The 24,127-nt window shown below is 45.2% G+C and carries 24 protein-coding genes and 1 tRNA gene; 7 read left to right on the top strand and 18 right to left on the bottom strand.

Going from position 1 to position 24,127, the window contains the following annotated elements:
• Positions 1-88 precede the first annotated feature (88 nt).
• From METPAY_RS07610 to METPAY_RS07595, 5 genes are all read right to left on the bottom strand, one after another.
• Positions 89-1,069, bottom strand: a complete 981-nt coding sequence (locus METPAY_RS07610; protein ID WP_048150935.1) for a hypothetical protein — start codon at positions 1,067-1,069, stop codon at positions 89-91.
• The gene (locus METPAY_RS14910; RefSeq protein WP_157199032.1) at positions 1,053-1,346 is read right to left on the bottom strand and encodes a hypothetical protein; all 294 of its coding nucleotides are present in this window, start codon (positions 1,344-1,346) and stop codon (positions 1,053-1,055) included. Before METPAY_RS14910 ends, METPAY_RS07610 begins: the two co-directional genes overlap by 17 nt.
• A complete protein-coding gene (locus tag METPAY_RS07605) occupies positions 1,315-1,779 on the bottom strand; it encodes a hypothetical protein (protein WP_048150933.1) in 465 nt (154 codons plus the stop codon). Before METPAY_RS07605 ends, METPAY_RS14910 begins: the two co-directional genes overlap by 32 nt.
• Positions 1,780-1,882: 103 nt before the next feature.
• A complete protein-coding gene (locus METPAY_RS07600; protein ID WP_048151144.1) occupies positions 1,883-2,332 on the bottom strand; it encodes a UPF0179 family protein in 450 nt (149 codons plus the stop codon).
• Between the two features lie 23 nt (positions 2,333-2,355).
• Positions 2,356-3,438 (bottom strand): NAD(P)-dependent glycerol-1-phosphate dehydrogenase, encoded by a 1,083-nt coding sequence (locus METPAY_RS07595; protein ID WP_048150930.1) that lies wholly within the window; start codon positions 3,436-3,438, stop codon positions 2,356-2,358.
• Positions 3,439-3,452: 14 nt separating this feature from the next.
• Here METPAY_RS07595 and METPAY_RS07590 point away from each other — a divergent pair, with 14 nt between their 5' ends.
• Genes METPAY_RS07590 through proS form a run of 3 tightly spaced genes read left to right on the top strand, consistent with a single transcriptional unit; the run spans position 3,453 to position 6,303 of the window.
• A complete protein-coding gene (locus METPAY_RS07590; RefSeq protein ID WP_048150927.1) occupies positions 3,453-4,298 on the top strand; it encodes a DUF63 family protein in 846 nt (281 codons plus the stop codon).
• Positions 4,291-4,866 (top strand): stage II sporulation protein M, encoded by a 576-nt coding sequence (locus METPAY_RS07585; RefSeq protein ID WP_048150925.1) that lies wholly within the window; start codon positions 4,291-4,293, stop codon positions 4,864-4,866. The genes METPAY_RS07590 and METPAY_RS07585 overlap by 8 nt, the downstream gene beginning before the upstream one ends.
• A 3-nt stretch (positions 4,867-4,869) precedes the next feature.
• The gene (proS, locus tag METPAY_RS07580) at positions 4,870-6,303 is read left to right on the top strand and encodes a proline--tRNA ligase (RefSeq protein WP_048150923.1); all 1,434 of its coding nucleotides are present in this window, start codon (positions 4,870-4,872) and stop codon (positions 6,301-6,303) included.
• A gap of 15 nt (positions 6,304-6,318) precedes the next feature.
• Here the strand turns inward: proS and METPAY_RS07575 are convergent, their stop codons facing one another.
• The 6 genes from METPAY_RS07575 to METPAY_RS07550 form a co-directional block, all read right to left on the bottom strand.
• Positions 6,319-6,822 (bottom strand): pyruvoyl-dependent arginine decarboxylase, encoded by a 504-nt coding sequence (locus tag METPAY_RS07575; RefSeq protein ID WP_048150920.1) that lies wholly within the window; start codon positions 6,820-6,822, stop codon positions 6,319-6,321.
• Between the two features lie 121 nt (positions 6,823-6,943).
• Positions 6,944-8,365 carry an MFS transporter gene (locus METPAY_RS07570; RefSeq protein ID WP_048150917.1) on the bottom strand — a complete coding sequence of 474 codons (1,422 nt, stop codon included), beginning with the start codon at positions 8,363-8,365 and terminating at the stop codon, positions 6,944-6,946.
• A gap of 51 nt (positions 8,366-8,416) precedes the next feature.
• Entirely contained in the window at positions 8,417-8,953 is a 537-nt protein-coding gene (locus METPAY_RS07565; protein WP_048150915.1) for a ferritin, read from the bottom strand.
• Between the two features lie 65 nt (positions 8,954-9,018).
• The gene (locus METPAY_RS07560; RefSeq protein ID WP_048150912.1) at positions 9,019-9,861 is read right to left on the bottom strand and encodes a thiamine pyrophosphate-dependent enzyme; all 843 of its coding nucleotides are present in this window, start codon (positions 9,859-9,861) and stop codon (positions 9,019-9,021) included.
• Positions 9,861-11,534: a 2-oxoacid:acceptor oxidoreductase family protein gene (locus METPAY_RS07555; protein ID WP_048150910.1), complete on the bottom strand. Its 1,674-nt coding sequence runs from the start codon at positions 11,532-11,534 to the stop codon at positions 9,861-9,863. Before METPAY_RS07555 ends, METPAY_RS07560 begins: the two co-directional genes overlap by 1 nt.
• Before the next feature lie 52 nt (positions 11,535-11,586).
• A complete protein-coding gene (locus METPAY_RS07550) occupies positions 11,587-12,327 on the bottom strand; it encodes a hypothetical protein (RefSeq protein WP_048150907.1) in 741 nt (246 codons plus the stop codon).
• Positions 12,328-12,418: 91 nt separating this feature from the next.
• Here METPAY_RS07550 and METPAY_RS07545 point away from each other — a divergent pair, with 91 nt between their 5' ends.
• The gene (locus METPAY_RS07545; protein WP_048150905.1) at positions 12,419-12,877 is read left to right on the top strand and encodes a hypothetical protein; all 459 of its coding nucleotides are present in this window, start codon (positions 12,419-12,421) and stop codon (positions 12,875-12,877) included.
• Between the two features lie 13 nt (positions 12,878-12,890).
• Here METPAY_RS07545 and METPAY_RS07540 read toward each other — a convergent pair whose 3' ends face one another.
• Positions 12,891-13,571 carry a 2,5-diamino-6-(ribosylamino)-4(3H)-pyrimidinone 5'-phosphate reductase gene (locus METPAY_RS07540; protein WP_048150902.1) on the bottom strand — a complete coding sequence of 227 codons (681 nt, stop codon included), beginning with the start codon at positions 13,569-13,571 and terminating at the stop codon, positions 12,891-12,893.
• 122 nt (positions 13,572-13,693) lie between these two features.
• Here METPAY_RS07540 and METPAY_RS07535 point away from each other — a divergent pair, with 122 nt between their 5' ends.
• Together METPAY_RS07535 and METPAY_RS07530 are read left to right on the top strand one after the other, a co-directional pair.
• Positions 13,694-15,487 carry a sensor histidine kinase gene (locus METPAY_RS07535; protein ID WP_048150899.1) on the top strand — a complete coding sequence of 598 codons (1,794 nt, stop codon included), beginning with the start codon at positions 13,694-13,696 and terminating at the stop codon, positions 15,485-15,487.
• A 61-nt stretch (positions 15,488-15,548) separates the two neighbouring features.
• The gene (locus tag METPAY_RS07530; protein ID WP_048150897.1) at positions 15,549-16,124 is read left to right on the top strand and encodes a DUF2179 domain-containing protein; all 576 of its coding nucleotides are present in this window, start codon (positions 15,549-15,551) and stop codon (positions 16,122-16,124) included.
• 5 nt (positions 16,125-16,129) lie between these two features.
• Here the strand turns inward: METPAY_RS07530 and METPAY_RS07525 are convergent, their stop codons facing one another.
• The 5 genes from METPAY_RS07525 to METPAY_RS07505 form a co-directional block, all read right to left on the bottom strand.
• Positions 16,130-16,678: a DUF7504 family protein gene (locus METPAY_RS07525; RefSeq protein ID WP_048151142.1), complete on the bottom strand. Its 549-nt coding sequence runs from the start codon at positions 16,676-16,678 to the stop codon at positions 16,130-16,132.
• An 8-nt stretch (positions 16,679-16,686) separates the two neighbouring features.
• Positions 16,687-17,757 (bottom strand): PAS domain-containing protein, encoded by a 1,071-nt coding sequence (locus tag METPAY_RS07520; protein ID WP_048150894.1) that lies wholly within the window; start codon positions 17,755-17,757, stop codon positions 16,687-16,689.
• A gap of 216 nt (positions 17,758-17,973) precedes the next feature.
• On the bottom strand, positions 17,974-19,356 hold the full coding sequence (locus METPAY_RS07515) for a potassium channel family protein (RefSeq protein WP_048150891.1): 1,383 nt from the start codon (positions 19,354-19,356) through the stop codon (positions 17,974-17,976).
• Positions 19,357-19,779: 423 nt separating this feature from the next.
• A tRNA-Phe gene (locus METPAY_RS07510) sits at positions 19,780-19,853 on the bottom strand.
• Between the two features lie 231 nt (positions 19,854-20,084).
• Positions 20,085-21,896 (bottom strand): methyl-accepting chemotaxis protein, encoded by a 1,812-nt coding sequence (locus METPAY_RS07505; RefSeq protein WP_245611564.1) that lies wholly within the window; start codon positions 21,894-21,896, stop codon positions 20,085-20,087.
• Positions 21,897-22,359: 463 nt separating this feature from the next.
• On the opposite strand from METPAY_RS07505, the gene METPAY_RS07500 reads away from it, so the two are divergent.
• Complete coding sequence (locus tag METPAY_RS07500; RefSeq protein WP_048150888.1) at positions 22,360-23,355, top strand: DHH family phosphoesterase; 996 nt, start codon at positions 22,360-22,362, stop codon at positions 23,353-23,355.
• On the opposite strand, the gene METPAY_RS07495 is transcribed toward METPAY_RS07500, so the two are convergent.
• On the bottom strand, positions 23,338-24,126 hold the full coding sequence (locus METPAY_RS07495) for a hypothetical protein (protein WP_048151140.1): 789 nt from the start codon (positions 24,124-24,126) through the stop codon (positions 23,338-23,340). The two genes, METPAY_RS07500 and METPAY_RS07495, sit on opposite strands and share 18 nt — an antisense overlap.
• Position 24,127 lies beyond the last annotated feature (1 nt).

The following is a 24,127-nucleotide window of genomic DNA, read 5'->3' as shown; positions in this document are numbered from 1 at the left end:
ATGCGCCCTGATTCGCATTAATACGTATATAGAGAAAAACGAGGTGACCATTTATCTGATTATCTTGTTTTTTTAGATTCAGGCCGTTCTAGATTGTCTTATTATAGATGACATCACTGAACCCGAGATCAGTATAGATGACATCAACCCTGATGAGAACCGTATTGTTGCCCGACAGATAATCACCCCGGAGAATTGCGGATGAATTATTTCTGTACAGCAGTCCTTCCGGTGGATCGATTGAAAGATTTAATCCTGAATTCATTATTACTGACTTAGTGCTGACATCCTTCCCGTCGACCGTTATATTTACAAAACGGAGGCCCTGTTCTTTCTGCGGACACTCCGGATCGGGATTCAGGAGAATAAGAATAGACTCGTCTTCCGTACGGGATACATTCACACTGTCAAATGGACGATACGCGGGATTATCTCTTTCAATGACTCCCGTGGTTATCCCGGCGTATACAATAACCGGCGGTATTATGAGTAACGCAAGGAGGACAAGGATCAAAAACCGGTAAGCATAAAGCATCCCATAAAAGGACGATTTCTCCCGGACGTCAACTGTCTCTTGTTTTAATTCCTGCCGGGAATGACGGTGCCATGCACCAATCGACTGAAGGATGCCTGATGTGATTGCGAATGCCGAAAATAGGATTAGCCATTCTATCAGCCTGAAGAAAAGCGTACCCGTCTGTATACTGAAGATACCATTCTCCCAGGAAAATAAAAACGGTGGGGATACTAAAACGTTAATCGATGAAAAAACAAATGCCGTAGCTATGCCGGAGGCAAGCCCGGTAATTACCGGGCTCCTTGCCTTTTCTCCTCCGGTGCAGAAGAGATCGGATGCCATCATTCCAAGTGTCCAGAAAATAATGAGAGACAATCCGATCAACTGAAAATCTTTTACACGGGAAACAGAGACGTTATAATCAAGAACCGGAGCCCAGATCCCCTGCAGAAAAATTACCATTACTGCCAGGCAGATACCGCCGAAGCAGCCCAAAAGGATTATTGCCGGCACGACATCACGCAGATTTCTGTTTTCAGGAAGTTTTTCCATGTATATCACCAAAAATCAGGTTTTTGTATCCTGTGTTGCTACAGGCAGAAGGGAACGGCAAAAGCTGTTGCGGTAATTGCACATAAAAAATCAAAGCCCGGCGCGATTTTTGCGGTTCAAATGGTTTTTCATCTGCACCGGGAAAGAACGGTGTAGATTCCGACGTTGATTGTGCCCGGGGAACTTTCCCTGTAGCAAGAAAAAATATGATGAAAAAAGCAAAGGCTTCCTTAAAAGCGGATAAATTATAGTTTACCTGTTTGTCCGTTCTGATCATTATACTCCTTCCCCATCTGGTCCATCTCCCTGTCATAGAAGCGGCCGACGATAATATGACCGACCAGTACTACCAAAGGAGTTATCAAAAAAACTACCATAAATTCGTTGTATGAACGCAGTCCCCCGCTTATCTCCTGAACAGTTTCTGCGGAATCGATGAATTTGAACCCGAAAAAGAAGATCGACATCAGTGCAATTTCCGGAATCCGCCGCGGGTATCTGAAGAGGAGAAACGCGAGTATGGTCGAGATCAGGAAGTAAGTGAACAATATAATGCCTGCATCCAAACCGTCCACTTTCATGCCAAAGAACCAGGCCTCCCAGTTCAGGGCAAACGCAAAGAGGTAAATCAAAGAATTCGAAAGAAGAGTTACAAGCAGAATCAAAAAGAAAACCTTGTCCAGATCCTTTGCCGGCCCCCTGTGATTCATGATAATTATTGGTTTCCAATTATGTTATTTAGAGTTTCTGCCGATTATTTTCAACAGCTGGAAATACCCGAAACAGGGTATAATTACATGTAGCAAATTCAATTCATTTCGGGATAAGCTCTACACACTTCAGGCTTTTTCCTCTTTCACAGGAAACTTTTTTCGAATCGACGATCCTCGTTACAAGATATTTCCCGCTCTCGACAATACCTTCGGGAAAGCACTTTTCATAATTGTCACAACCGATCTCGGGGCAGATGAAATCCATCGTAATCTCGGAGTTCAGGATTGCCTTCTTAGCATCGATCAGGACCATGACAGGCGAGTCGACTACCTCCACGGCACAGACCCCGTTATGATGAACATTGCATGGCAGGATATTGGAGTTCCTGATTCCGGTAATCCTGTAGCTCTTTCTCGGGGTAAGATTGTTGCATACCTTATGCATCCTGCACCCTTCACAGTCCTCAAGCTCCCCGCGGTAAACGAATTCAAGGCCCTCTTCCGCAAGGTCGCTCCCGACAAGGGTTATTTTTACTTCATCTACGCTCACTTTATACACCTTTTAGATCCCTTTTACTCCTTGTAAAGCATTGCTACAAGTTTTTCCGCACATTCACGCCCCATTCCAGCATCGAGAATCGTAAATCTCTCCGGCCTGATCTTTTTTGCCATCAGAAGGGCTTCAACCGCAGTCTCGTCGTCGATGCCGATCTTTGCCGGGGTCACCGGTGCTCCTATCGCCTTAAGCGAACTCCTGAGGCCACGCCAGTCCCCCCCGTGCAGGTACATCGTCATTATCGAACCGATTCCGCACTGCTCGCCGTGAAGACCTTTGCCTGGAGCGAGAATGTCCAGTGCATGACTGAATTTGTGCTCTCCTCCGCTTGCAGGGCGTGAAGATCCCGCGATGCTCATCGCCACTCCGGATGAGACCAGGGCTTTTGTTACGATCCAAGCCGCCTCTTCCGATCCGGGCTTGATTAGGCCTGCATTCTTTACGAGTATGTCTGCGGTCATCGCCGAGAGAGCAGCCGCATATTCGCTGATCGCCTCCCCGCGAAGCCTGTGGGATATTTCCCAGTCGAGTATCGCGGTCCTGTTGGAGATTATATCTGCACAGCCGGATGCCATAAGCCTGAAAGGAGCCTTTGCAATAATCCCGGTGTCGGCGATAATTGCGGAAGGGGGCTGCGCATCGACCGAGACCGCTCCCTTCTCCGTCGAGACCGAAGCTCTCGACGATGCTATGCCGTCATGCGATGCGGCGGTGGGCACACTGATGAAGTGCTGATCGAGATTGTATGAAACAACTTTCGCAAGATCGATAACCCTTCCGCCGCCGACGCCTATAATATAATCATGGCTCTTTGCGGCCTCCTGGGCTTCATTTATCGAATCGATAGATATTGATTCCGACATGAAAACTTCGGTAGTGCAGCCGTTCTCACCTACGAGATCGAGAACCCTGGCGCCTGCCGCCTTCATCGTATGTTCGCCGGATATTATCAGCGCAGACCTGCCGATATGCAAATCCCTGCAGACATCGGGGAGCTGCTCGACCGCATCATGCCCGATGATAATATCTCTTGGCATCTGGAGCCATTTCGATTTGTCGAATTGAGGGTTTTTGAGTACTTTTATACTATCTGCGCTCATTATTTTATCAATAAATGATTGGGGATTTTATATACAAATATTACGTTGGTCCAATCGTCAACGGCGGAGCGTATACAATCGTTGATACGCTCACCTACGCAATTATCCTGATTGTATCGGTGTACCTGGTCTATAAATGGCTTCTTCGCGCCGGAATCGAGATTGACAAGGACTTCGTCCTGTCGCTTATCCCGTATATCGTCCTGGGCGGATTTCTCCGTGTCGTCGAAGATACGGGAATTATACCCTATCCCTATTACGTTCTTCTGATAACTCCGCTGATCTACTTCGTGATTTTCTTCTATGCGATAGTGGTCCTGGTGCTCTCAAGAGCACTTGAAGGGAGAAAGATCATAGCGGATTATCACAAGGGTTTTGCAACAGGAGGGATTATTGCATGCGCGATCTCCCTGGTTCCGCTGGTATGGTACGGGCTCACGGTCACCCAGATAAACTTCTTCGTGATGTTTTCAATCCTCGGGATTGCATGCATATCGTCCCTTGCAGTCTGGGCGTTCGTCAAATACGCCCTTAAATGGGATTATGTCGACGACATCCTCTACAAGCTGTTAATATTCGGGCATATGCTCGACGCGAGTGCGACGAGTTTCGGCATAGACCTCCACGAGGTGACGTATGTCGAGCAGCATGTCGTGGGCTCGGCACTGATCGAAGCGACCGGCACCGCATTTTCTATGTTCGCATTAAAGCTCGTCGTGATAATCCCTGCTATCTATATACTCCAGATCTACAGGCAGGAAGGGAACAAAGCGCTGTTCCACCTGATTATTCTCGCGATGATCATGGTAGGGCTTGCACCGGGAATACGCGACATGGTGAGGATGATCCTCTATGTTTGATAAGAAACTCTCTTACAGCATCTCTTTTTCACTCGTAATCTTCGTAGTCTTCCTGGCAATCGGTGCACTGACGATCGGCCAGAACTCCGGGAGTGCCGAGACACTTATCCAGGCATTAAACGACGATCTCTTCAGTTACATAAACGAACAGGACTCCGCTACGATGGCAGTCACTCTTTTCATCAACAATCTCGAGGCATCGATCCTTCTTTTCATAGGGGGTGCGACGTTCGGGGTAGTGACACTGATCGTGCTGCTGACAAACGGAGTGATAATAGGCTTTGTCCTTGAATATGCTGCAAAGGCCCAGGGAGTAGCAGCAGTCGCAGCGGGTATAATTCCGCACGGCATCTTCGAGATCCCTGCGTTCATTATCTCTTCGGGTCTCGGGTTTCTCCTTGCCGAATCATTGTGGATGGAGTATAAGGGCATGGACGATGCGGCGGAATATGCGGGAAAGCTCGCTAAAGTTTTTCTCATGATTGTAATTCCCCTTCTCGCCGCCGCAGCGATTATAGAGGCTTTTATTACGCCCCAAATCATAGATCTAGTAGTTCAGGGAGTCTGATAAATGTCTGAAGACAGCGGTTCATTGCCCTCAAAGAATAATTTTAGCGAATGGTATAACGAGATACTCTGGCGGGCCGAGATTATGGATGTCAGGTATCCCGTAAAAGGACTTTATGTCTGGTTTCCGCACGGTTTTGCGATAAGGAAGGCGACCTACGGCATACTGAGGGAACTTCTCGACAGGGATCACGAAGAGACTCTCTTTCCACTCTTAATTCCGGAATATGAATTCATGAAGGAGGCGGAGCATATCAAAGGGTTTGAAGAGGAGGTTTACTGGGTGACGAACGGGGGACTCAGCAAGCTCGACGTTCCGCTGGCGCTTCGCCCGACGAGCGAGACTGCAATCTACCCGATGTATGCGTTATGGGTCCGGTCCCATGCGGATCTTCCGATTAAGCTCTACCAGATCGTGAATACGTTCCGCTACGAGACGAAACATACGAGACCTCTCATCCGCCTGCGTGAGATCACGTCCTTCAAGGAGGCCCATACTGTTCATGCAACATGGGAGGAGGCGAAGGAGCAGGTGGAAGACGCCGTCTCCCTGTACAAAGAGTTCTATGACAGGCTTTGCGTCCCTGTGATCATGTCGAAGAGGCCGGACTGGGACAAATTCCCAGGTGCGGATTATACTATCGCTGCGGACGCGGTGATGCCGGACGGACGAACGCTTCAGGTCGGAACCGCACACCATCTCGGCGACAACTTCGCGAAGACCTTCGAGATCTGTTACGAGGATGAGAATGGGGAGCAGCAGTATGCCTACCAGACCTGCTACGGGATCTCGGAGAGGTGCATCGCCGCACTGATCTCTATTCACGGCGACGACAAGGGTCTTGTTCTTCCCCCGGAGATCGCACCGGTTCAGGTTGTTATCGTCCCGATTATAATGAAAAAGATGGCCGAAGAGGTAACGCAGGCTGCGAAGGATATCGAAGCGGAGATGAAGGCCGCAGGGCTGAGAGTCAAAATCGACGACAGACCCCTCAGACCGGGCGCCAAATACTACCACTGGGAGATGCGTGGAACTCCTCTCAGGCTTGAGATCGGGCCGAGAGATCTTGAGAACGGTGTCGTGATGGCCGCCGACAGGTTCGGGGAGAAGACGAGCATCCCGCGTGAAAACCTGAAGGAAGGGGTCATGGCGTTTATGGATCAGTTCAAAGAACAGCTGAAGTCAAGGGCTGTCGAAAGAATCCGGAGCCAGATCAAAATAGTCGAAGAGCCCGACGAGATCAAAGAGGCAGTGGAGTCTGGAATTGCGATCGTCCAGTGGTGCGGCTGCGAGGAATGTGCACAGGAGATCGAGAAGAGGTACGATGTCAGTGTCCTCGGCGACGAGATCAGGTCGGAATTTATCGATAAGTCCGAAGGAAAATGTGTAATCTGCGGCAAGCCTTCGAAACAGGCTGTCGTAGGAAGAAGTTATTAATCTTTTTTTATTTTTTTATTCCATCAGAAAAACCGCAGCAGCGACAACTGTCGTCCAGAGGCCGTCGGCATCGACAATTGCCGATTCGGTTATGTTCATGGTCTTGGCTGGGACCTTTTGCCAGACGCTTTTGAACATGTTTTCCGCGATCTTCTCGGCATAATCCCCTGCCTCCTCTTTCGTCTCGTCATAGGTGTGGTATTCGGTAAAATATCCCCAGTTCGTCTCGGGCTTCTCAGGGACGGCACATCCCACGGACGCTGTGATCCTCCGCGACGGCTCTTTGGACGAGAGACGGGACAGGACGGTAAAGACCACGCTGCCGGGAAAAAGCTCTTTGATACCCGCACTCCGGGATATGATACGGCATTTCGGCGGTAAAATCGAACTGACTTCGACAAGATTATAGCATTCTATCGAGGCCCGGCGGAGGGACATCTCGAAGGAAGTCAGCTTATCTTCGTGACTCCCGCATCCGGAGGTGAAAAACACCTTCTTTGGTACAAATTGTCCGGTCATTTGTTTATCACCCGGTTTTTAAGTAATTTTGATTTTAGACGTATTAAAACTATATAACACGAAAAATACCGGATTCACGGAGAAAGCTCCGGTGGTTTGTCGATGCCCCAAATCCCGGCGATTATAGCTCCTGCTCGGGCTCTTTTACGAAGAATGTCAGAACCGTCGTAGCAAGGCAGATCATGAGCGCAATGGCGAAGGTGTAGGTAAACCCGGTAACCATAAACTCCGGGACCGGCTGAACCGGGGCCATGTACATCTCGCCGCCGGAGATACCGATGATCTCTTCAAGCGCCGTTCCGAAGATGATGATCCCTAGAGCCGAACCGAAGTTCCCGAAGGTCTTCATGATCCCCGACGACACCCCTTTCTTGTCGGGCGGACTATGCCCTAGTATCAGTTTCCGGTTAGGAGTGAGAAAGATCCCCATCGAAAACCCGAACACCGCAAGTGCCAGGGCGGAAAAAATATACCCCATAATACCAGCGAACAACGAAAAGATCAGGAAGACCATCGTCACGGTCAGGCAGCCGGAGGTGCATAACATCTTCGAGCCGACTTTATCAGACACCTTCCCTGCGAACGGTGCGACAATCATCGAAACCGTTGCAGGGATCAAAAGCAGAAGCCCGACAAGGGCAAGATCAAAGCCCTTGACGATCTCGAAATACAGCGTAAAGATCAGTATTATCCCGGTGAATACGGTCTTTATCATAAAGCCGGATATGTTTGCAAGGACGAACGAGTTATTACCGAAAAGCCTGAAATCGAGAACCGGCTCATTGGCTCGATTCTCCCATACAATAAACGCAATCCAGAATATAGCCGAAAGAACGAATACTGCCACGATCGGTGTCGAGGTCCAGCCAAACTCCCGCCCCTTGTTCAGGCCGAGGAGAAGAGTCGAGATCCCGAGAACCATGAAGACCGTCCCGGGAATATCGAAAGACCATACCTTCGTCCCCGGTGTTATCTTCGGAATAAACCTGTAGGCGAGCAGCATTCCGGCAACACCTATCGGGACGCAAAAGAAGAAGATGTACTGCCAGCCTGCAAAGGACGTTATAATCCCGCCTGCAACAGCCCCGAGTGCAATCCCGGTAGTTGCAAGCGTGGCGATTATACCCAGGCCAAAACCCTTCTCCTCTTTCGGGAGGAAATTCACGATTATCACCGGAGCCGTCGCGGAAAGCATCGCTCCTCCAACCGCCTGGACCATCCTGAAGAAGATGAGAAAATGTATCCCCGGAGAAAAACCACACAGAAATGTTCCGGCAGTAAATACAGCAAATCCCGAGATGAATATCTTTTTTACGCCCTTGATATCGGCAAGTCTTCCGAATGCAAGAATCGTCCCGGACAGGACGACGAGATAGATCACCAGCGCCCACGAGACCGTGCTTAGATTCGAATCGAAATACAGTGCAATCGAAGGCAGGGAAACATTCAGGAGACTGATATTGAACGAACCGATAAATACCCCGAGGCCTACGGTGAAGATCAGCCATTTCACGGGATAGTCCCGGTTATCACGCCCCTCCATACTACCTTGTTGTGAAAAAAGAATTATAAATTATTTGATCCCCTGCGGGGATTACTGCTGGCCGGGGGCTGTTGTGGGCTGGAGGGGTACATAGACCCTTGTCCCGAGCTCCTTGTCGAGAGTGTAGAGCAGCGAGAGATTGTCGGTCTTCTCAATCTTTTCAAGCTGATCGACGATCTGACCCGCATCGTCCTCTTCTTCTACCTGTTCGTCGACGAACCACTGGAGCATGTTGCTCGTGGCATGATCCTTCTCCTCGGTTGCAATATCAACGAGGTTGTATATCATCTTCGTAACATTCTGCTCGTGTTCGAGCGAATGAGCGAAGGCTGCCAGGGGAGAGGCCCATTCGAACGGAGGTGCATCGATCGGCTGGAGGACAACCCTTCCGCCCCTCGATATGACATACCTGTAGATCTTGATTGCATGATCCCTCTCCTCCTGTGCCTGGACATATTCCCACTGTGCAAATCCTTTCAGACCTTCCGATTCATACCATGATGACATCGACAGGTAGAGATACGATGAGTACAGCTCCCACTTGATCTGGTCGTTCAATGCCTGTTCCATTCTTTGATTTATCGCCATTTTTTTATTCTCCTGTCATTCGAAGATTGATTTGAAATTATTTAATCCTTGCTGAGACTGCAAAATTACCTGCCCAGGAATTCAAGAACCGCCTTTCTGCGAGCTTCGGGATCGGAGGTGGTGTTACTGAATCTCTCCTCAAAGATCTCTCTTTCGGCCCTGTATATCAGCCCGAGCGGAATTTGGGAATCGCTGTTGTAGTCCCATTCCGAGGCTGCTGAGAATGCCCTGCCGATGTCTCCTGTATCTCCTTCGTAATCGTAAACATGCTCGTCGTAGCATTGCGACTTATTATAGAAGCTTGCGCAGATCTGGAGCACCTCGATGAAGGAAAAACCCCTGTGGGATATTCCTTTCTTAATCAGGTCCTGGAGATGATCCATTCTCCCGGTATAGCCCCTTCCGATAAATGTCGCACCCGAACAGAGCATCAGCTTCAGGGGATTGAACGGGAAGTCGCTGCCGTCGGGGGGATTCGATTTGCCGTGATAAGTTCCGGGCGAAGTAGGCGTGTACTGCCCCGTGGTAAGACCGTAGACACGGTTGTCATGAACGACAACGGTGATATCCAGGTTCCTCTTTGCAGCGAAGAGAAGATGTTCGATCCCCTCGGCATATGAATCCCCGTCGCCGACGCAGCATATGACCTTCAGGTCAGGGTTCGCAATCTTGATCCCTGTTGCATAAGGAATCGCCCTTCCGTGCAGGGAATACAGGGTATTGATGTTAAGATAATCTGCTATCTTCGCGTGACAACCGATGCCGGTAACAAGAACGATCTGTTCGGGTTTTATGCCCTCCTCCTCGAATTCACCGACAATATTCTTTATCGAATGAAGGATAGCAAAATTGCCGCAGCCCTCGCACCAGGTATTCGGGGCATCCGTGATCAGGTTCCGGGCAGACATCACAGCACCTCCTTCAGCCGCTCTTCAAGCGTTTCGATCGTCATCTGCCTCCCGGTGTAATTCAGGATCGTAGCATCGACAGAATATCCCTGTTTTCTTATAATGTCCGCAAGCTGTCCGGTTGAATTATCCTCGACGACAATCATGCGTTCATACCCCGAGACTGAATCTTCGAACTGCTTCTCCGGGAAGGGATGGAGCACAATAGGCTGGACCGATCTCAGCCCCGTCTTCCCGCATACCTCGCTGCAGAGTGGACCATTGGAGCCCCAGGAAACGACGATGGTCTTCGATCCCTCGTTCCCGGACTTGACGATGCAGTCTTCATTCTCCATCGCCTCCCTTATGGCATGATCTTTAAGTTTCCGTTTTTCGGCAAGTTTTTCCAGGACCAGGGGATTATCCGTTGAAATTCCCAATTCATCATGAGTCTTTCCGTTGATCTTGACAGTCCCGAAATCCCCGTTGAAAAATCCAAGTGGAGACACTCCGTCCTCAGTATATCTATACCTTAGGTAATCCCCCTCCTCGGCGGCAACGGACGCAGTATAGTCATATCTTTCTTTCAGAACATTGGCTGGGTCGAAACTGTAGAGGGAATCGCCGAGCGTTACATCAGTCAGGACTATGACCGGGACCTGGAACTGCCACGCAAGGCCGACCGCCTTTGCAGACCACACAAATGCCTGCTCTGCATTACCGGGAGAGACGACGATTCGCGGAAACTCCCCGTGGCCCGCGGATATTACATACGGAAGATCGCTCTGTGCAGTATATGTCGGAGCCCCCGTCGACGGGGACTGCCTCTGGGCGTTTACGATCACGATCGGCACTTCTGCTATGCCGGAAAACGACAACCCTTCATTCATCAGGCAGAACCCGCCTCCCGATGTACCGACCGCGGCTTTAGATCCGCAGCAGGCCATGCCCTCGGCCATGAGAATGGCTGCGATCTCACCTTCGGGCTGAAAAACTTTGATATTGAATTCATCCTTTTTGGACGAGAGAAAATGAAGAATCCCCGAAGCTGGAGACATGGGATATGCGATATATCCTTCGATTCCGCCGTAGGCCAGCCCAAGCCCGACTGCTTCGCTCCCGGAGATGACTTTGTCCTTCTCCTTCCCGGCGTCTGCCGGATCCAAAGTCACCTTCTTTTCCGAATGCTCGAAACCGCTTTTTGCGACTTTCAGGTTAAGATCGCTCTTTATCGGGAATTTGCTTCTTAAGATCGGCTCCACGTCTGACCATTCAAAGCCGGCGGATCTGCAGAAGGCACCTATCAGGCATGAATTGATCATGATCGGAATTCCACCCGCATCCTCTACGATGGAGCTTGCAGGGATACCGGTGCCCTCCACTTTTTTCACCCTGTCCGAATTGAATATTACCACCGTATCCCGGGAAAAATTATCTTTATGGAGGTTTATCGTATTTTTATCGAGGGCTATTGCAATATCGTATCTTTTCTTTATTCCACCGGCATGACCTTTCGACGCCCGGATTACGGTAAAATTATGGCCGCCCTTTATCAGAGACGGGTGATCGAATATCATGAAGACATTGTACCCGCTTTCGGACATTATCTCGGCGATTACCTGTCCAGCCCGGTTTATACCTTCACCTGCCTTTCCTCCGATCAGTATCTCGATCTCATCTTCTGTTTCTTTCATAAAGACTGAAAAGGGAGGTATGTGATATATTCTTTTTTATTATGAAATTCAGTCAGCTTTTAACAATCGGACAGGCGTTTCTGTCGAATGGATTGATCCTCATCTGCAGCGAGAACAGGTAAGGGAAATGCTCGTCGAGGTACTCCATATATTCAATCCAGCTTATCACAATTCTTCCATAGACACGATTGATGTCCCCTTTGAGATGGAGAATATCACTTTTGGGCAGTTCACTGAACTCCTCCCTGTAGCCGAGCTCCTCCTGGAGATGAAATACGGCCCTCAGTAGTTCTGTAAAGGATTCGTTCTCGAGAAGGATCGGGTTTTCAAGGAGCCGCAGAAGGAAATCACGCTTTTCCATTAGATATTCCTTAAGAGCGGCGAGATCGTCAAGGGACAGATCGGCGGAGTAATTAAAATTCTGACATCTGTGTATTGCGTCGGAAAAACTCTTCTTACCCCATTCGCCCTTTACATCAAGCATCGAGGACAGGGTATTACAGTCTTTGTCCGCCCTGGTGAAAAGAGATATCAGGTCGTTTCCTGTTTCCGAGAAAAACGTGCCGATTACCATGTTCATCTTCCTCAGTCTTTCTCTCTGCGATCTCATGGTAAGAAGCCTGTTTATCACAAGGGTTACCAAAAGGACGTTTATCGGGAGAAAACCAAGAGAATTGAATACATAATTCACCGTATCTCCCGGATTCTGAAAGATCAAAAATTTCAGGGAATATATTACCAGGGTCACCAGTACAAGAACAATTCCGAGTTTAACTTCCCAGTTTATCTTCATAATTAGACAAATATCCGTTAATGAAATAAAAAACTGCCCTTTTTTCGGGTACACAAAAAAATAAAATACCAGGCATCCATAACAAACAACTATGAAAAGAATTGTGGTATCATTTCTGGTTTTAGTGATTCTTGCCTTAATTTTTGCATCAGGCTGTACCGATTCGGGAGGCTCTTCGTCACCGGCAGGAACAACAGTGACTACAACGGCTACAGAATCTTCACAGCAGTCGGGGTTCTCTCTTAATCCGACCCCTACGGACCAGGTTCCTTCAGGATATGAAGTCGGCGCAAAGGCATACAAGGACCCGATCAGCGCGATGATAAATGTCGAGTTCACCGGCGGAAAAGGATTATACATGACAGAATCCGTATCCACGACGGTATATCTCTCGGACGGCAGTATGGTTACCGAGAACATCGAACCGAAGATGGGGTCCGATGTCGAGATCCAGGGAACAAAAGGGGAAGACAGGGTGACAGTGACTGCAACGATGCAGAACGGCCAGTCCTATAAGATCTTCGACGAGATTATCGGATACAGGGATTAAAGATCAACAAAAATCAATTTTTAATTACCTTCCACCTTAAAAGAACGCCGGCATCAATCTTTTCCATAGCGGCTATCTCAAGTTTTGTGAATTCATTCTCGAAAACGAAACCGGTTCCGTCTGCGGGTGTCGGCGCCGATGCACCTCCGATAATGATGTTCCCTATGCACGTATAATATTCATCTACCAGGTTCTCTTCGAAAAGCGACCAGATCAGGCTTCCCCCGCCTTCGACCATCAGTTTTTCAATACCCTTTTCAGCAAGTTTCTCAAGGAGAATTCTGAGATCCACCCTTTCATCACCGGCCTGAATGATCTCCGCATATTTTCCCAGCTCTTCAATCTTATTCTGGTCCGCGGATTTCGATACAGCAATTATTCTCTTTCCCGGACCCTTATGCAGTATTTCGGCATCGCACGGCGTTCTTGCTTTGCTGTCGACGATTATCCTGACGGGATTCTCATCCCTTCCGGAAGAAAGGCGTTTTTCCTTTAACTCCGGCGATTTGACGGTAAGCGACGGATCGTCTGCAAGCACGGTTCCAATCCCGACCATAATCGCATCGTTTTCCGCCTTCAGAATATCCACCCTCCTGAAATCATTCTGCCCGGAGATCTTCACCTGTCTTCGCCCGGTAGTTGAGAGCTTGCCGTCTGCGCTCATTGCAAGATTTACAGTGACATAAGGAAACATGATCTACAAGATCTTTTTATGCTATTATAAAAAACACTTCTCAAGCAGTAATAAGTTGAAAAAAACATTAAATCAAATACAAAAATCCTTTATTCTGGTAAGATGAACATCTTTTATATTTTATGAAAGTTGATCAAAACGAAGCCTGTTTCAGTATATCCAATAATTATTCAGATACGGAAATTATCAGGATCTTCGTTATAGCCTGCTTCATTCTTTTATCGGTATTGGTGAGTATCCTTGCATTCAATATACCGGAAACCCAATGGAATTACCCCGGGATATTCATTGTTCCACAGATCTATTATATTCCTATACTCCTGATATCCCTGTGGTACCCGAAAAAAGGGATGCAGGCGTCAGTATTATTAATTGCCGGATTTTTAGGCGTTTCATCATATTATTATTATACGGGGCTTCCTGTAGATCCGTTCATTGCAGGCCTTAATGTCGCCATGTTCATATGGGTGGTGATCACTACCACATACCTGGCAGAATCCTCAGGTCTTGTAAATATCAAATACCGGGCTTTTTTCAGGAATGCAGGAGCAGGGATGCTTATATTCGATATAAACAATTTCAGGGTTCTCGATGCCAATGAAAAAGCCAAAGAGATCCTTGGAGTTCATGATGACGAGATAATCGGAAAGAAGATCGAATCCCTGATCGATATGGATGAACTGGAACCTGAAACGTTCTACGACATTGACAATAAGAAATTCGAACTTTATTCAGGGAACGGAAAAAAAATAATCTCCCTTTCATCGCATTTCAATGATTCACTGGGCCATATAGAGTGTACTATCCTGGACATAACCGAGCAGGAAAAAGAAAGAAAAAATGCGGAAGAAATTAAAAAGAAGATGCTTGAATTTTTAAGATCTTCCAATGATCTCATATTTGTCCTGGATCTCAACGGAACTATAAAATCCTTCGACTTGCAGATGGCCGGGGATTATGATATAAAAACATCGGACTATATCGGAAAGCCCGTGGAACAATTTATCCCGGAAGATTCAAAGATAAAATTCTCCAGGTATTTTGAGGAAGTCATTGACACAGGCTGCACAACCACTTTTGAAACAAAGATCAGCATAAAAGGTGAAAATAAGACATTACTGATAATAATCGGTGCAATTACATCCGCCGGAAAGACTGAGGAAGTCCTTGTTGCATTGCATGAAATCGGAAACAACCTCCCCGACAAGGAAGAACTTATTCTTGAATTCGAAAAGAGAAGATGGGCAAATTTCATAAACACTGCTGCACATGAACTGAGAACGCCGCTCCAGCCCATTTTAGGCTACCTGCACCTGCTTACGGATAAGGATTACCAGGCGGAGATGAGCCCCGAGGTTGCATCCATAATTGAAAAGTGTCTTTTAAGTACTGAAAGAGAATGCGAAATTGTAGAAAAAATACTGGAAGCCGGACTCTCCGAATCATTTAAAATAAATCTGAATATCGAAGAGATCGAATTAAAACAGCTTGTTGAAGAGATACTGAATATCAACAAAATTCGCTGCAATGCCGAAGTAATTGTCGATCTCGGCGATTCCGTGAGATTCAATGCAGACAGAGACCGGATCTATCAGGTCTTTGAAGGTATTATTTTAAACGCTGTGAAGTATAATTCGGATCCCAAAAAAGTGTCAATCAGTTACAGGGAAGACGATTCGAATCATATTATCAGCATTACGGACAACGGAATCGGAATCCCGCCGGATTCCGTCAACGACATCTTCGAACCGTTTTTTATAAGAAATTCTTCGGACCTCGTCAGGGGAACTGGAAGAATCGGCCTCGGGCTTTCAATTGCGAAGAGATATATCTCCCTTCACAACGGCGATATCAAAGTCCGGAGTGTTCCGGGCGAAGGAAGTACATTTATTGTAATCCTGCCGAAAAAAATATGATCTGCTCTTTCCGGTATAATTATTTTCTTTAATTCCGATAAGATAACCTTGGAGGTTAATCATGATACCGGTGGAAGTCCAGACATACGTAATTCTGCCAATATTCATATTTTTTGCACGAATTGCTGACGTTTCTTTTGGTACGCTGAGGATCATATTCATATCGAGGGGACTAAAGTACCTGGCTCCCATTGTCGGTTTTTTCGAGATCAGCATCTGGCTTATGGCAATAAGCCAGGTTCTTACAAATATGGGCCACTATTCTGCATTTTTAGCTTATGCACTTGGTTTTGCGGTAGGCAACTTTGTAGGCATACTTATCGAGGAAAAAGTTGCGATGGGGGTCTCGGTTATAAGGATAATTACCCAGTACTCGGCCTTTGATCTTATAGAGTATCTCAAGAGTTCGGGGTTCAGGACCACAAGTACCGAAGCACAGGGCCAGTTTGGAAACGTTTCAATTATCTACACGGTTATTAAAAGAAAACAGATTCCAGAGGTGCTTGGCATACTTAAAGAATACAACCCCAATGCATTCTACACCATCGAGGATGTCAGGAGTGCCGGCGGTTCGTTTGCCCAGGTGGCGCCCAAGCCTGTAAGAGGAGTCGGCAGGTTTTCAAGAAAAGCCAAATAAAATTTTTAATCCTCTTTGTCTATCACATCATCGATAAAACTCTGCAGCTGTACCAGAGTCGGTGGATCTATCCCTTTTTCAACCGCTAGAAAGATCCCCGACATGTCAAAGATTCTCAATTTGTTGGCGATGAAATGAATGAATTTAATCAGATTTTCAGGTGTAATATAGATAAGCATACTGTTTACCGTATTCAGGAGAACGCATACTTTGTTGTTCGTCGTTTCTTTCAGGGCTTTCGATATGGCTATTCCCATGGAGGTCAGGTCCGAAGGAGAACTTACAAATAAGCAGTTTTTGGCATCTTCAGTCTCTTTGCCTACCGCGTACCTGGTGATTGCATCGATATAGAACACCTTTTCAGTATCGATACCTTCTTTCTGGTAATCTTTCACCAGAATTGAGTAGGGATTGTTTGTAGTTAATACGATGACACTGAAGCCTTCGTTTGTGACATCTTTTATTATCTCAATGTTCCTCTTTTTTAGCTCCAGGGGCTCGGACAGGATAAGGATCAGGTGTTTTTCCGAAATTTCTTCAAGTAAACTTTTCATGATCTGCCTCATTGCAGTAAAAAATCCTTCATTTCAGCAGGCATTTCTTTGAATGAACTCTGAACCGCTTTGTTAAGGTCCTGGAGATTTATGAGTATCTGCTCGGAATTCTTTATTTCAATCATTAATTCCAACAGTATTTCTTCCGTCCCGATATCTCCGCCTTTTATTTTCTCATGGAGTTCGTACAGGTTGTCCCGTATAATCTCTACAGGATATTTCAGCCGCATCACAGAATGGCCGATATACCTGAAGATCTCCGCCTGCATCTCCTTTTCCCTTGTAATATCCAGTCCTATTGCAACATATCCGTCAAGGTTTCTGTCATAATCATACATCATCCTGGTATTCCAGAGAATGTTCTTTTTTTCTCCGGATTTTGTTTGAATCTCGGTCTCGAACATTTCCCGTCTCTGAGAGTCGGATACAATATCAAGGATATTTTTAGTAATCTGTTTCCTGTATAAAGGATCGGGATAAAGTTTTTTCCAGATTTCATTGGCGCCGAGGACTTCCGCAGCTTCATAACCGGATATTTCTTCAGCAAAACGGTTCCAGATTCTGATCCTGCCCTGCCTGTCAAGAAACGTTATCAACACGTTCGCATTCATCAGGAGGACGTTGAGACCGGTTTCTGCACGAACTATGTCGGTAATATCCAGGCCGATGATGAAATAACCCTCGCATTTTTCTGCATCGTTCCTGATCTCCTTTGTATTCCATGAAATTATTCGCGTTTCTCCATCTTTTCTCAGGATCTTCGATTCAAATTTATCGAGGCTCTCCGTTTCGGAGAGCAGTTTATGAATTTTTTCAGTAATGGCTTTTCTATAACCCGGATCGGGATACAGCTTCATCCAGATCTCGCTGCTATCCATAACTTCTTCGGCAGAATAACCACTCATTCTCTCGGCCGCTGAATTCCATATCTTCACACGTGTGTCGGGATCCAGAAAGGATACCCATACATTTGCGCTCATAAGGAGCATTTTAAAAAAATCCTCCCCGAAAACAGAATTAATATTATTTATGGAACAGTCTCTTTTTCCCTCTTCAGGCCCTGCCTCTTTTTTTCCCATAAAACTCCCTCATAGGGACAATGAGAATCAGGGGATATATAGTTTTAGGTCGATACTAGAATAAATGGATACAGTTTTTAATAAACACTCAAAAATTGAAGAAATTAGTACCTCAACCCAGATTCTAAACAATATGGGGACATTTCTATATCAAAAAAATATCAACTTCGCAGATTGTTTTAGGAGAGAGCTTGCAGGGATGAAACAGCATCCCCACTAACGCATATACTTCCTTGCAAATATAGTTATGAAAGCAGCCCACATGAATGTTCCAAAAAATGCTTCAATAAGTGCCAACAATTGCCATGGAGTAATAACTTTGTACCCGCCAAAACCTGGTGTCATTGCCGTAGTCGCACTGAAATAGAGGTATTCAAAAAATTCTGATCCTGATTCAAGTGTTTGAAAATTATAATATATCAACGCAAATATGAGGATGGTTACAACCCAAAAACAAAAAGTTCGCAAAGGTTTAACCCCATATCCAAATATTGATTGAATAAAAATATATTCCAGCCATCTGCGACATTTCGGTTTTTGCTTCCGTTTCCCTTCCATTTCATTATAATAATAGATGTCAGCTTCGTGATTATCACCGAGGTTAATACATTGATTCTTTGCTACCCTGCAGGCATCTTCCTTCATTTTCGGTGACGAAAACATAGTTCCGGATAAATTAACAGACCCTAAACTATGGATAGGAATAATAGATAGGTTACTAAAAAATAAAGCACCATTAAATTTTGCATCTCTTCTGAAATATGAACCTTGAAACACAACATTTCCGCCACAGTTTCTGTTACCAAATTTTACATCATAAAAAATGGCGTCCCCATTGAATTTTACATCTTCAAACCAGACATCTTTACCAAATTCTGCACCAGTAAAACCAGCACGTCTCCCGAATTCCGCATTACTAAATGTAGTAGATCCACCGAATTTTGTTCTTACAAATAGAGCATCGCTTTCAAATTTTGAATCTTTAAAATTGACATTTTTTCCAAATTGCGTATAATTAAACCAAACACAACCTTTGAATATTGCTTGATTAAAATTAATTGATTCAGCTTCTTCACCGAATTTGACATCATTAAACCAAGCAGAATTAATAAATATTGCCTTAAAAAAAGATGTAATTTCACCATTAAATTTTGCTTCATTAAAATCAGCATCCTTATGGAAATGAACGTTATCAAAACTCACGTTTTCGAGAAATTCTGCGCCATTAAAATTGGCAAATTTCGTTATTTCCATACCGCTAAAAATTACAGGTCCTTTAAACTTTGCATCTTGAAAACAGGCATCTCCGTCGATTTTTACATTTTCAAATGATGCATATCCATTAATCTCTGCATCATTAAAATTGATATCTCCTGTAATTTGAATGGGGGTTTGGAACCAATTTAGTTTTGCACCCTCAAAATTAAAATCACCCAATTTAATCTTATGACTCACCTCTGTTTCTTTTAATAACCAGAGCCACCCATCATCTTGAAAATCTGCATCATTTGTAAATGGAGTATGTAGAGGACAAAAATTATGCCCTTCTAACACAGGTTTCTGACAATTCTCACCATTTCTAAAAATATAGTCACACAAAAAAAATCACTTCCTATTCTTGCGGATTTTGGCATTAAAAAGCATAAGAATGTGTATTTCTATAAAATACCATAAGCTTATTGAAATATATGAAAATCCATTATTTATCAATATTACATCAAAAATTCAATACAGATCGTTTAAGGTAGAGCTTGTCGGGATGGACCAGCATCCCCGCTGAGGCTTTTTTTCAGATTATAGATGCCATTGTAGATAGCTACTCCCGGATTATCAGGAATCTTGTAAAAGAGACAGTAGAAAGGACCTAAATGATCTCCTTCAAGTATTACGATATAAGACTGGTGAGTTTTTATCTTCTTCCATCGAGGGTTGAATCTTGCCAAGTCAGGAGCATCATTTACTAATAGTGTTCTTCTCCAGAGAAAATTAAAGACAGCAGGAACAGCTAGTTAAAAAAATGAGTGCCTCAACCCGGATTTGAACCGGGGACAACCAGATCTTCAGTCTGGCGCTCTCCCGGGCTGAGCTATTGAGGCAGGTGAGCATACAATATTGGTTATTCTGACTAATAAATGATTTGATTTGAGAAGAAATACCCCCAAATATCTTAAATATGATTATTATACCAGGCAATCATCACGCTTTTTTTTCCCGAATCAGATTGAAGAATATTCCGGGAGCATCTCATACGGATGCCCTGAAACTTAACGCAAAAAAAGAGGGATTTAAATTACAAATCTCAAAAACCGGTTCTGAGAACTGGTCACTCAAATTTTATATTTTTTCATATCGACGACGACAGCATCCGCAAGCGACGATACTTCGTTGATCGCAACTCCGATCTCTTCGACCGAAGCGCTGGTCTCTTCGGCAAGGGCTGCCAGCTCCTCAATTTCCCGGAAGACATCTCCCGTGAGTCCGGTAAGCTCCCTCGTGTTGTTGGAGACATTATTAGCTATCGCAGCCTGTTCATCAATTGCATGGACAATTGTCTTTATATCCGAATTTATGGTCTCTGCATTGTTTATGATAGTGTTGAGGCCATCGATAGTTTTGTTCACGCTCTCGACACTGTTGATAATCTCTTCATTGGCCTTGTTTATTGCAGAGGCGGTCTTTTCGCTGGAGGCCTGAACGTCTGTTACGACCTTTTCGATATTGTCCGTTGCAGCTCTTGCCTCGCCGGCCAGATTCTTAACCTCACCTGCAACTACCGCAAAGCCCCTTCCGTGCTCCCCTGCCCTTGCAGCCTCAATAGCTGCATTGAGCGCGAGAAGATTGATCTGCCCTGTAATATCATTGATGAGTTTGACAACACGGCCAACCGTTTTTATCTGCTCAGACAGGGAATTGATCTCGTCTACACTGCTCTTCGCAATCTCTTCAACAGAATGCATCAGTTCGCGCGAATCATCCCCCGAGGACTGGGCGACTTTCCCAATTTCGACAACATAGCCTGTTTTTTCCATAACCTCGTTTGAGGCAGCCGCTATCTCCTGGTTGGATGACGACAATCCTGTTATCTGCTGGTTGATACTGTCGATCCTCTCATTCAGTTTTCTGGTAAGCACAGCAGAGTTGGAGGCAGACTGCGCAACTTTTTCCGTTGCTCCGGCCATATCACCGGCTCCCTTGTTGACTTCCGCAGAGTTGTCATTTATTTTTTCGACAGAACTCTTCACCTCGGATACCAAACCAGAAAACGTCTCTGCAACATTGTTAAGACTTCTCTTTATTGCTGCCATGTCACCTTCGAATACGAGACTTTCATCGACTCTGGCACGGAAGTTTCCATTTTCAAACTCATCGGCAATACGTCCGATCTCGGATACGACATCGCTGACAATCGTACCAAGGTTATTTATGCTGTTCTTCAGAACAAGGAATTCGCCCTGGAAATTAGCCGAATCATCTATACGCTTACCAAATCTGCATGATGAATATTCCTCAAGAGTTTCTACCAGATATTCAAAGGGAACTGAATATGCATCCAGAATGCTGTTTATACCTTCGGCAACATTTCTCAGGTCTCCGGAATGGTTTGAAGGCTCGACCCTTTTCTTGATATTCCCCCTTTCCACCTCTTTTGAGATGTCAAGGATGTCGTCAATTGCTTCCTTCATCTCCTCGTTGCGGTTGAAAATGTTCATCGAGGCAGGCAGAAGACTCCCGATGACATTTATCAGGTTTCTCTCCTCTTTTAAAAACGGACCTTCGTAATCTTCGGGCATTTTTTCCAGGTAAAGGACATCCAGAAAGCCCTCAATGCCGTTTGCATCGGTAAACGTTACTCTCTGCTTCCACTGGGTTTCCCTGAAATTCGGGCTTTTTATATCATAATTCCTGTACTTAAACCTCGCAACGGTGATCTCGGGATATTGCCAGCCGGGAGGGATCAATTCGACAACTTTTTTCAGAATATATTCTCTCTCAAGAGACGTATCGAATAAAAAATTCGAGACCCCGTTTACAAGCGCCTGCTCCTTTAAACGCTCATTATACTGATATGCAAGTAATTCAAGTCTTTCTTCTGCAGGTTCCGGGGAAGACATTAACTCTTTTAATCCTTCAAATTTCATTTCAAACACCTTGCCGTTGATGCTTAATGCATAGAATGTCGGTAAATTCCGGAATATCCCGGATTTTATTTTTATTTAATAGTCGCTACTGAAAACCGGATTATATGGATAATATGTAAATCATGGGAATGATCACGTCCTCTCGATTTAAATTTCCAAATTTTCTTGAATGTCAGTCCATATTTTAAATTCAACAAATTACGAAAGTCAACAAATAATTCATGACACTACAGGTAGAAATCTCATTCCACCCAATAAAATCATTACTACATATGAGTACTTATTCTATATAGCAATCCGGCAACAATTAGATAAGTATTTCGATTAGAATAAGCAATTTAACAATATTTAATTGATTAAATAAATATTACAGTTGAATTGTCATTTCAATCCTGGATCTCCAAAGCCTTTAAGAATGTTATATATTAATATTAAACCTAATTTTTAATAACGGGATTAAAAGATGCTTAAATCAAAGAAAAGAAAGAAAGAAGAAAATCAGGATAAGTTTTTAAGAGCGATTAACGACAGAAAATCAAAGATCATTCATCTCACACATAACGACCTTGATGCAGCAGGCTGCGATGCAATCCACAGGCTAAAATACGGGGAATTATTTACAATCTGGTCCTCGATAAGCAAGTTCGAGGAAAACCTCAAAATAGTTTCAAAGTTGCCGGGCAAAGGGGACACCATAAGCATATCGGATATAGGATATCATAAAAAATCATCCGAATACCTGAAATCCGCAAGAGAAAACGGGTGGAATATAGAATGGAGAGATCACCACCGCTGGAACGATGCGGAAAAAGAAGAGATCTCAAATCTTACGGACTATTTTAAAATTGATACCGAAACATGCGCAACAGGGATAGTTGCCAGGGATCTCATGCCGGGCGATGAACATGCAAAAGAGATCGCCAGGGTAGTCTGCGACTATGACCTGTGGAAGCACGAGGACCCCAGATCACGTATTCTCGGAGAAGTAGGAAGCAAGTGGAAGAACCTCGATATGATCAGGGACTGCTTTATCTCGGGAAAGATCGTCAATAAAGAAATCGAAAAAATATACGAGGAAATTTCAAAAGAAAAAGCAGAAGCAATCGAAAAGAGCATTAAAAAATCCAGGATCTATGAAGGGCGGTACAAAGTCGCATTCGCACCGATGTACGGGTACCCGAGCGAAACCGCACATGCAATAAGGGACAAGATGGACACCGATATTGAGGTGATTTTTTCAGACACCGGAAAGTTCTCGATAAGATCTAAGCCGCCTGTAAGCCACCTTATCGCACGGGAATTCGGAGGAGGAGGACACCCCCCTGCCGCCGGAGGTCAGTTCGATTATTCAATATCCGACAGGATATCTACCTTTTTATTCGGGAAAAACAGGCATTTCAAACGCCTTTTTGAGGTGGCGGAAAAATATTATGAAGACACCTCAGGCAACAACATATGATTTTTCTTTAAGATTCTCCCAGTAATCCATTCCGCATCCCCTGCAATAACCCCCCGAAAGAACAGAATCGGGATCGAATTCGGAAAGGACTCTTTCATAATCACTCTCCCCGGGATCAACTACGGTCACGGAATTTATCTCGTATTCCGGCATTATTTCAAATAATATATCCAGTTTTTCCGGGAAGACCGCAATATCCTGCTGGTATTCAAGAATGGAAGAGATCGCTTTCGATCCTCCTGAAGGTGAAAAGAAGAATGACTTTGGATCGGACAGTTCTTCAAGCTCAACCTCCGAAAACCGATCTGAAACAACTATATGCCCTTTTATGCCGCGATCTCTCTGCTCACGCATCATCTTCCTGTACACCTCGCACAGCGCCGAAATTAAATCCGCGTGATCGTTGAAGTAATAATCCTGTATCCCGAGAGAAGAAGGTGCGGGCAGTGCCATATAACATCCTTTTCGTAATTTCCGGACCCTTTGGGCATCCAGTGATATATCATCCAGAACAGGATACGGTTCTGAGCAAAGACAGCCGGATTTAATTCCTCCGATCGATTCAGAGACCCTCGCCGAATAATAAACACCACCCGTACACGGGATATCCGCCTTTTTCTGGGCAAGGAGAGATTTTTCGATATTATAGGAAATCAGATCGCACCGTGATCCCCTCTGTCCTGAAATCCATTTCGCAAGGTCTTTGGAATCGGGTTCGCTCATGTATTCCGAACCAAGAGACCGGAGGACAAGATCATATCTTCTTTTCATG

This window comes from Methanolacinia paynteri (assembly GCF_000784355.1).
In the GTDB taxonomy this organism is placed as follows: domain Archaea; phylum Halobacteriota; class Methanomicrobia; order Methanomicrobiales; family Methanomicrobiaceae; genus Methanolacinia; species Methanolacinia paynteri.
The sequence above is the reverse complement of the archived record's forward strand: the minus strand, read 5'-3'. Positions and strand labels throughout refer to the sequence as shown.